Below are 8671 nucleotides of genomic sequence, written 5' to 3'. Positions count from 1 at the left end.
GTGTACTAATAGATCGAGGGCTTGACCACAATTCGCTTGAGACTCAAAGAGTCAACGAAAAAATGTTAGCAGTGATTATTCAGTTTTGAAGGCACGTCCTTCTAAAAACACTGGACAAACAGTAGACCGTATGGTATACTGAACCAGTCATATGGTCGGTGACGATGACGGTGAGGTCCCACCTGTTCCCATTCCGAACACAGTAGTTAAGCTCACTCGTGCCCAAGATAGTTAGCTGGAAACGGCTTGTGAAAATAGGTAGTCGCCGACTTGATCGAAACGCTCTAAGAGAAATCTTAGGGCGTTTTTGTTGCACTTTGGAGCGAAAAATAGTATCATAAAGGCAGAACCTTATAGTTTCTACAGATTTTCCTGTTACACTGAATGTACAAAGAAAGGAGAATCTGTATGGATAAACTGACGAAAAAAGGCCTGGATGGTACCCAGCTCAAGACCATTGCCCTGGTGCTGATGGTGTTGGATCACATCCATTATTTCTTTGAATTTACGGGCTGGGTGCCCATCTGGTTCAGTATGCTGGGGCGGCTCAGTGCGCCGCTGTTTCTATTCTGCACGGTGGAGGGCTTTGCGCACACCCATGACCGGAAGCGCTACGTTCTCCGCATCTGGGCAATCGGAACGGCGATGGCGGCACTGGAATTTTTCATGATCTATGCCGGTGCCTTCCGGCGTGGAGACGGCTTTTATCCGCAGAATGCCATCTTTCAGGATCTTGTGCTGCTGTGCGTGGTCTGGCAGGGCATCGACTGGCTGCGCGAAAAGAAAATTGCAAAGGGCGCAGCAGCCATTGCAGCTGTGCTTTGCTGGCCTTATATGGTCGTGGCTTTTCTGCTGCTTTTCCCACAAGTGCAGGATATGCCCATTGCCTCTGCGGTGGTGGCGTTCCTGATGACGAGTCCGCTGCCTATGTGGACGGCTGTCACAGACGGTAGCTGGGGCTTTTTGCTGGGCGGGGTGCTGCTGTATGCGCTGCGGGGGCATCGCCCAGTGCAGCTGGGTGTGTGGGCGCTGAATGCGCTTCTGTGGGATTTGGTGCTGCCCTTTGCGATGGTTCACGCTCAGGCAGATTTCGTTTGGACCCAGATGTTTACGGATTATTACGAGTGGTTCGGCGTAGGCGCTGTGGTGCTGATGCTGCTGTACAACGGCAGGCGGGGCAGCGGGCACAAGCAGCTGTTTTACTGGTTCTATCCGGCCCATATCTATCTTTTGTATGGGGCGTCCTGCCTGCTTTACAATGTGATGAGGTGATCGTGTGGCAAACATTCTGGCGGTGGACGATAACCCGGACCTGTGCATCCTGCTCAAGACGGCCTTGGAGCGGGATGGCCACCGGGTGGTGACATGCAGCTCCGGGGCAGACCTGACCGAAGCACTCTGCCGCTGGTCGGACTGCATCCTGCTGGATGTGATGATGCCAAACGAAAGCGGCTTTGCTGTCTGCCGCCGGATCCGGGAGCAGACGGATGCACCCATTTTGTTCCTGACGGCCCGGACCGATGAGGCATCCGTGCTGGAGGGGCTGGGCATTGGGGGAGATGACTACCTGACCAAGCCCTTCCGGGTGAGCGAACTGCGGGCGCGGGTCGCGGCCCATCTGCGGCGGCAGAATCGTGTTCCAGTGTACCGGATGGTGCGTAGCGGGGTGAGCTTTGATATGACGGGCAAATCGGCGTCCTACGCAGAAAAAGAACTGCCGCTGACCCGCTCGGAGTACGCTATCTGTGAGTATCTGGCGCTTCATGCCGGGCAGACCTTCACCAAGGAACAGATCTACGAAGCCGTGTTTGGCGTGGATGGAACAGCGGACGACACCGCTATCACCCAGCATATCAAAAACATCCGGGTCAAGCTGCGGGCCGCAGGGGCACCGGAGACGCTGTTGAAGACGGTGTGGGGAGTGGGCTATCAATGGAAAAGCGAAAACTGATCTCGCTGCGGGCCGTGCTGCTGGGGTATCTTGTGCAGACAGCGGTGAGCTGCATTGTGGCAGCGGTGCTTTGGTTCCTGCTGTTTTTTTTGTGCATCGACAGCGGATGGCTTCTTCCGGCCAACCGGGCGGCGCGGGTCTCGAACGAGGCCGTACAGAATATCCTGCCGTACCGGACGGCGAAAACATTTGACCCGGCTGAGCTGGACCCGCTGTGCCGGTATGTGCTGATTGATGCAGAGGGGAATACGGTGCTTGCCACCAACATGGACAGTTCCCATCTGCAAAAGGCAATGCGGGAGTGGACGGGGGATCTTCGCTGGGAGATTGGATACGAACAGTATTATCTGCGCGCGAGATTGCAGGACGGGACGGTTTGTCTGCTGCAATTTGACTACGCAGTGCCCTATGCAGACCCAACTCTGCGCGATATTCTGCCGGATGTGCAGACGATGCACTTGATCTTGGGCATTTTCCTGCTGGTGGGGGTGGTCGCGTGGAGCACCCACCGTTCCGGCGCGTTTCTGAGACGGGAGACGGCTCGGTTGACGGAGGCATCCCGGCAGGTGGCCGAAAAAAAGGGCATCGAGGACATCGACTTTACCGGGGCAAAGGTGCGGGAGTACGATGAGGCTCTGCGTGCGTTGCAGCTGATGGGCGAGGAACTGACCGACAGCCTGCAGGCCCAGTGGGAAATGGAACATCGGCAGCGGGAGAGCATCATCCAACTGTCTCACAAGCTGAAGACGCCGTTGACTGTCATTCAGGGCAATGCCGAGCTTCTGGCCGAGGATGAGGGCATGACCGGGGAACAGAAGGCCCAGCTCGACGCCATCCTTCGCAGCACCGGAGAGACGCGGAATTATCTGACCCGCATCCGCGCTGAGGTGCAGACGCCCCTGAAATACAAGCGAAGACCATAACAACAGCCGCCCCGCCGCGTTGTATTCTCAACGCGGCGGGGCGGCTGTGTGGTATCGGAAAATGTTACTGCATGTTGGCCTTCTGGATCAGGCTGCGGATGTGGTGGGCCAGCATCTCGATGGCGGGGCCGTTCTCGCCGCCGTTGGGGATGATGATGTCGGCGTTGCGCTTGCTGGGCTCCACAAAGGCTTCGTGCATGGGCTTGACCGTGGCGCGGTACTGGGTGATGACGCTGTCCAGCGAGCGACCGCGCTCCTTGACGTCCCGCAGGATGCGGCGGAGAATGCGCTCATCGGCGTCGGTGTCCACATAGATCTTGTAGTCAAACAGCTTGCAAAGCTCCGGCTCGGCCAGGGGCAGGATGCCTTCCACGATGAGGACGGGGGCCGGCTCGATGTGCTGCACCTCGCTGCTGCGGTTGTGGTCGGCGTAATCGTAGACCGGGCAGTCGATGGCGCGGCCTGCCTTCAGCTCCCGCAGGTGCTCGATGAGCAGGTCGTTATCAAACGCATCCGGATGGTCGTAGTTCAGCTTGCAGCGCTCCGCAAAAGGAAGCTCGTCGTGGCGCTTGTAGTAGCTGTCGTGAGAGATCAGACGCACCTCGTCCTCCCCGAACCGTTCCTTGAGCCGGATGGCCAGTGTGGTCTTGCCGCTGCCCGAACCACCCGCGATGCCGATGATGAGATTGTTCATGCTCCAAAATCCTCCCGCCTGCCGATTTCGGTAGAAAAATCGGTCAAAATAAGTTATAATAGAAACACTGTATCTTACTGCCTATCATAACACAAAAACGCGTTTTTTGACAGAGCAAACCATGCTCTGGGAGGAAATTTGATGAAAAAAATCGTTTTGGCTCCCTACATTGACCAGACAGACCGCTGGGTGAACGGCTGCGAGAGCATCAGCGCAGTGATGCTGCTGCAGGCGATGGGCATCCGGATCGACCCGGATACCTTCATCGAGCGGGACCTGCCCCATGCTCCTTACTGGGAGCAGGATGGGAAACTCTACGGCCCGGACCCATGGCAGGTCTACCCCGGTGACCCGCACGACCACACCGGCTACGGCTGCTATGCGCCCTGCATCGTCCGGGCGCTGAACAGTGCGCTGGAACACGAGGGCGCGGCTGGGCAGTTCGAGGTGGTGGACGAGAGCGGCAAGACGGCGGCGGAACTCTGCCAGTACATCGACGCCGGGATGCCGGTGGTGTTCTGGGCGACGCTGGACTTCCAGCCGGTGCCCGAACAGCGGGACCACTGGCTGCTGGCCGACGGCACCGACTTTGCCTGGAAGTGCAACGAGCACTGCCTGCTGCTGGTGGGCTACGATGCCGAGCATTACTGGTTCAATGACCCATGGCACAACCACGGCCTCTGCTGCCAGCCCAAGGCGCTGGTGGAGGCCTGCCATGCCGCGCAGGGAATGTTCGCTGTGACCCTGCGCAGGAGGTGAGCTGCCATGCAGAAGGACGAACTGAAACAAAATGTCAAAAGCTACGCCCAGAAGTTTGAGGACGGCGGCCTCCGGCTGCTGAAAAAGGGCCAGAAGGGGGTCATTCACGCCATCTTCAGCCGGTTCGGGCTGGTGCTGCTGCTCCTGCTGCTTCAGGCGGGGCTGCTGGTCAGCATCTTCCGCTGGTTCGGCAATCTGCTGCCCCACTACTTCGGCGGCAGTGTGGTCGTCACGGCGGCCATGGTTCTCTACCTGCTGAACAGCAAGATGGACAACAGTGCAAAAATCACCTGGATGGTGGTCATTGCGCTCTTTCCGGTGGTGGGTGTGCCGCTGTTCTTCTATGTGAAGAGCAACTTCGGCCACAACATCCTGTGCAAACGGCTGCTGGAACTGGAAGATGTGCTGCGCACCCAGCTGCCGCAAAACCAATCGGTCGTCCAGAAGCTGGAAGCGTCCGAACCCGGCGCGGCGTCGCTGGCGACCTATCTGTATGGGCGGGGCGGCGGCTTCCCGGTGTATGAGAACACCGCCATGACCTATTTCCCCAGCGGCGAGGCCAAGTTCGAGGAATTGCTGCGCCAGTTGGAAACGGCAGAAAAGTACATCTTCGTCGAATACTTTATCATCGACGAGGGGCTGTTCTGGGGCCGGGTGCTGGAAGTGCTGGCCCGCAAGGCCGCAGCGGGGGTGGATGTCCGGGTGATGTACGACGGCACCTGCGAGTTCTCGACCCTGCCGCGCGATTACCCCCGGCGGCTGGAAGCGCTGGGCATCCGGTGCAAGGTATTCAGTCCGGTGCAGCCGTTCGTCTCTACCCACTACAATTACCGCGACCACCGGAAGATCCTGGTCATCGACGGGCGGGTGGGCTTTACCGGCGGCGTGAACCTGGCCGATGAGTACATCAACCAGGTGGAAAAGTATGGCCGCTGGAAGGATGCCGCTATCATGCTGGAGGGCGAGGCGGTCCGCTCGCTGACCGCGCTGTTTTTGCAGATGTGGTGCATCCTGAAAGAGCCGGAGTTCGACGCCTTTTTGGCCGAGCCCATCCCGGTGCCGGAAAATGCCGGAGGCACGGCGGCTCCCTATGGGGACTGCCCGCTGGATGGTGAGCGGGTGGGCGAGATGGTCTACATCGACCTGCTCAACCGGGCGCGGCGGTACATCCACATCATGACGCCCTATCTGATTTTAGACGGCGAGCTGGAAACGGCCCTGAAGTTTGCCGCCGAGCGCGGTGTGGACGTCCACCTCATCCTGCCGGGCATCGCGGACAAAAAGTTTGCAAACTCGCTGGCCAAGACCCATTATTCGTCCCTGCTGGATTCGGGGGTGAAGATCAGCGAGTGGACGCCGGGCTTTGTTCATGCAAAGGTCTTTGTCGTGGACGACCGGGAGGCCGTGGTGGGCACCATCAACCTCGATTACCGCAGCCTGTACCACCACTTTGAAGATGCGGTCTGGCTGACGGATGCCCCCTGCATCCGGGACATCGAGGCGGATTTTCAGGCGACACTGGAACAGTGCCGCACCGTGGAAAACGACCCCAGAAGCATCTGGCAGGGGCGCTGGCTGTTCCATGCGCTGGGCATGCTGCTCAAAGTGCTGGCACCGCTGCTGTAAAAAAGAAACAAAAAACGAGGCTGTCCGCGGGATGCGGGCAGCCTCGTTTTTGCTTAGTTGAGTGCAGTCAGTGCCTTGACGCAGGCGTCAAAGCGCTCCTGCGGGAGGGTCTGGGTGAAGAGCTGGAACTTCTTCAGCGTCAGGGCGCGGCAGTCGGGATAGGTCTGGACAAGTTCGACCAGCTCCGGCAGATGCTCTGCCAGCAGCGGGGCGCTGGCGGGGTCATCCAGCAGCTTGCCGATCCGCATGTCCGGGCCGTACTCCGTGGCCTCTGCGGGCTGGGGCACAAGCTCGTCATGCCGGAAGATGTGCTCCAGAAAGCGCAGGGCCATCGGGAACCAGTGGGCGAGATCCGGGTTCGCATAGCTGCGGGGCGCGGTGACGTTGAGGGTGCCCAGCGAAGCACCGTGGTCGCCGTAGGAGAAGATGTGGATCTCATAGGGGGTGTGCAGCGCCGCCAGGTGGGAGGCAAAGTCCAGCGAGTTCGAGGCGGGCACGAGCCGGTCGCCCTGGGTCGCGAACAGGAAGGAAGGCGGCGTCTGGGCGTCGATGTGGTTCAGCACATTGGGCATCTGGACGCCCATGGCGACACCGTCCGCGGCGTAGACGCCGTAGCCCAGCAGCAGGGCGGCGGGGCGGATGCGGCCCATGGTGCCCAATGCACCGGTCAGGTGGGCACCGGCGGAAAAGCCCAGCACGGCAATCTTGTCCGGGTCGATGTGGAGTTCTTCCGCGTGGTCATGCAGGTAGATGAGCGACTCCTCCGCCTCGGCCAGCGCATTGTCGAACACCTCGGCACCGGGGCAGCTGGTGCTGACGGTATACCGCAGCACGAAGGCGTTGTAACCGGCATTCAGAAAGGCCAGCGCCACTGGCTCGGCCTCGCGGTCGGTGCAATAGGCATAGCCGCCGCCGGGGCAGATGAGGACGGCAGGGCAGACATTCAGGTTGGGCAGGGCGCTGCTGGTCTGCTGGACATAGCCGGTCAGGGTGGCGCTGCGCCGTCCGACGGGATGGGTGAACTGATTCATAGTGGGTACCTCCGTTTGATTTTATTGATACTGCTTTTCCAGCGAGAAACCGCGCCCGCTGACTTCGGTGACGCGGCTGACGATGAGAAAGCATTCCGGGTCGATGGAATGAACGAGCTTTTCGAGCTTGGGCAGCTCCCGGTTGGAAACGACGCTGAGCAGCACCTCAGTAGGCTCGTGGGTGTAGCCGCCTTCGCCGTGCAGGATGGTCACGCCCCGGTCGATCTGCTCCAGAATGGCATCCCGGATCTCGTCCGACCGGGCGCTGACGATCTTGACCTGGGTGCGGCTGTCGCCCAGAAGGAGCATTTTGTCCATGACGATGGTGTGCAGGATGACCATCACGATGCCATAGAGCACCTGTTCCGGCGGGCTGAAGAGCGCCTGCACCAGCAGGATGGCGATGTCGAAGACCATCATCGTGAGAGACACCGGCAGGCGGAACCATTTCTGGAGCACCAGCGGCGGGATATCCATGCCGCCGGTGGAGGCACCGGCCCGGATGACCAGCCCCAGTGCCACGCCGATGCCCAGCCCCGCGAAGACCGTGCACAGGAAGATGTCCTCGGTGAGGACGCGGTCGGCCAGAAGCCGCTCCCACAGCGCCAGAAAAACGGGGCTGAGGATGCTGCTGGCCAGCGTGTTCAGCGCAAAGGCGCGGCCCAGAACGGCCCAGCCCCAGACCAGCATGGCCAGGTTGAACACCAGCAGAAAGCCGGAGACGGACAGGCCCGTCAGCCGCCCGAAGGCCAGCGCGATGCCGGTGGCACCGCCGGTCACGAGCCCGGCAGGCTCCAGAAATAAGGCGACCGCCAGCGCGTAGAGCGCGTTGCCAAAAACGATGACAAGGCTGTTCCAGAAGAGCTGGCGGCGATGTGTGTGGTTCATAGAAGATCCCTCCTTTCTCCTATGATACAGGATAAATATGAAAAAATCCACGTCTGCGATGCAATAACAAGAAGAACGGCACCCACCGGGTGCCGTTCTTCTTGTTAGGATTATGATTCTTCCTCCAGAAGCCGCAGGCCCGCCGTATCGGTGACGGGCAGGGAGAAGACGATGGCCCCGGCTTTGGGGTCGGCCTTGCGCATGATGGCTTTCATGATCGCGTTCTTCTGAGCGGTGTGGGAGACGATGAGGACCAGCTCCTTTTCGTTGACCAGCTCCACCCCCATGAAGTGGGCGGCCCCCTCCATGCCGGTGCCCTTGGCGTGGATGACGGTGCCGCCGCCGGCTCCCTCGGCGCGGGCCGCATCCATGATGGAACCGGTGTGGCCCTGGTTGGCGATGACGAGCAGCAGCTCATAGCGGGTATCTTTCAAGGTGCTCTCCTCCTCTACGGTGAAGGTCTGGTGTTCGGTCAGGAATTGCAGGGCGCGCTTGCCGCCGATGCTGCTGACCGGCACGATGAAGGCGATGCCGGTGCCGGGCACGTCGATCTGCAGCTTGCGGCGCAGGCCCTTCTGGAGCCTGGGCCAGGTGTCGGCGGTGATCATGGCAAAGAGGACGGCTTTCTCGGTCTTTTCCAGGCCGAGGGTGGAAAGCGTCTCCTGCACGGCGGTGCCGGAGCCGACGGTGCGCAGGCTGACCGTGACGCCGAACTCGGCATACAGAGCCAGAAAGGCGTCGGTGGAGCGGCGGTCGGTGATGGTGACCAGCCAGTAAAGTGAATTCACGCAAAGACCTC

9 protein-coding genes and 1 rRNA gene are annotated in these 8671 nt (G+C 60.1%); 6 read left to right on the top strand and 4 right to left on the bottom strand.

Annotated features, from left to right (window positions below; all coding sequences use genetic code 11):
* The first annotated feature begins 154 nt into the window (after nt 1-154).
* The 4 genes from rrf (at nt 155) to J3350_RS07305 (ending at nt 2874) form a co-directional block, all read left to right on the top strand.
* Nucleotides 155-271, top strand: a 5S ribosomal RNA gene (gene rrf / locus J3350_RS07320).
* 137 nt (nt 272-408) lie between these two features.
* Nucleotides 409-1272, top strand: coding sequence for a TraX family protein (locus J3350_RS07315; protein WP_207686172.1), 864 nt, complete (start codon nt 409-411; stop codon nt 1270-1272).
* Nucleotides 1273-1276: 4 nt separating this feature from the next.
* Nucleotides 1277-1951: a response regulator transcription factor gene (locus J3350_RS07310; protein WP_118553517.1), complete on the top strand. Its 675-nt coding sequence runs from the start codon at nt 1277-1279 to the stop codon at nt 1949-1951.
* A complete protein-coding gene (locus J3350_RS07305; protein ID WP_097793138.1) occupies nt 1933-2874 on the top strand; it encodes a histidine kinase dimerization/phospho-acceptor domain-containing protein in 942 nt (313 codons plus the stop codon). The genes J3350_RS07310 and J3350_RS07305 overlap by 19 nt, the downstream gene beginning before the upstream one ends.
* Nucleotides 2875-2938: 64 nt before the next feature.
* On the opposite strand, the gene udk is transcribed toward J3350_RS07305, so the two are convergent.
* Nucleotides 2939-3568: a uridine kinase gene (udk, locus tag J3350_RS07300; RefSeq protein ID WP_207686171.1), complete on the bottom strand. Its 630-nt coding sequence runs from the start codon at nt 3566-3568 to the stop codon at nt 2939-2941.
* 141 nt (nt 3569-3709) lie between these two features.
* Here udk and J3350_RS07295 point away from each other — a divergent pair, with 141 nt between their 5' ends.
* Together J3350_RS07295 and J3350_RS07290 are read left to right on the top strand one after the other, a co-directional pair.
* Nucleotides 3710-4327: a C39 family peptidase gene (locus tag J3350_RS07295; RefSeq protein WP_207686170.1), complete on the top strand. Its 618-nt coding sequence runs from the start codon at nt 3710-3712 to the stop codon at nt 4325-4327.
* 6 nt (nt 4328-4333) lie between these two features.
* Nucleotides 4334-5953 carry a phospholipase D-like domain-containing protein gene (locus tag J3350_RS07290; protein WP_207686169.1) on the top strand — a complete coding sequence of 540 codons (1620 nt, stop codon included), beginning with the start codon at nt 4334-4336 and terminating at the stop codon, nt 5951-5953.
* A 53-nt stretch (nt 5954-6006) separates the two neighbouring features.
* Here J3350_RS07290 and J3350_RS07285 read toward each other — a convergent pair whose 3' ends face one another.
* From J3350_RS07285 to J3350_RS07275, 3 genes are all read right to left on the bottom strand, one after another.
* Complete coding sequence (locus J3350_RS07285) at nt 6007-6984, bottom strand: alpha/beta hydrolase (RefSeq protein ID WP_207686168.1); 978 nt, start codon at nt 6982-6984, stop codon at nt 6007-6009.
* A gap of 21 nt (nt 6985-7005) precedes the next feature.
* Nucleotides 7006-7872: a YitT family protein gene (locus J3350_RS07280; protein WP_207686167.1), complete on the bottom strand. Its 867-nt coding sequence runs from the start codon at nt 7870-7872 to the stop codon at nt 7006-7008.
* A 110-nt stretch (nt 7873-7982) separates the two neighbouring features.
* Nucleotides 7983-8660, bottom strand: coding sequence for a transcriptional regulator (locus tag J3350_RS07275; protein WP_097793132.1), 678 nt, complete (start codon nt 8658-8660; stop codon nt 7983-7985).
* Nucleotides 8661-8671 lie beyond the last annotated feature (11 nt).

Source organism: Faecalibacterium sp. Marseille-Q3530, from assembly GCF_017377625.1.
In the GTDB taxonomy this organism is placed as follows: Bacteria; Bacillota; Clostridia; order Oscillospirales; family Ruminococcaceae; genus Faecalibacterium; species Faecalibacterium prausnitzii_E.
Note: the sequence above shows the minus strand (reverse complement) of the source record. Positions and strands in the feature narration are given on the sequence as shown.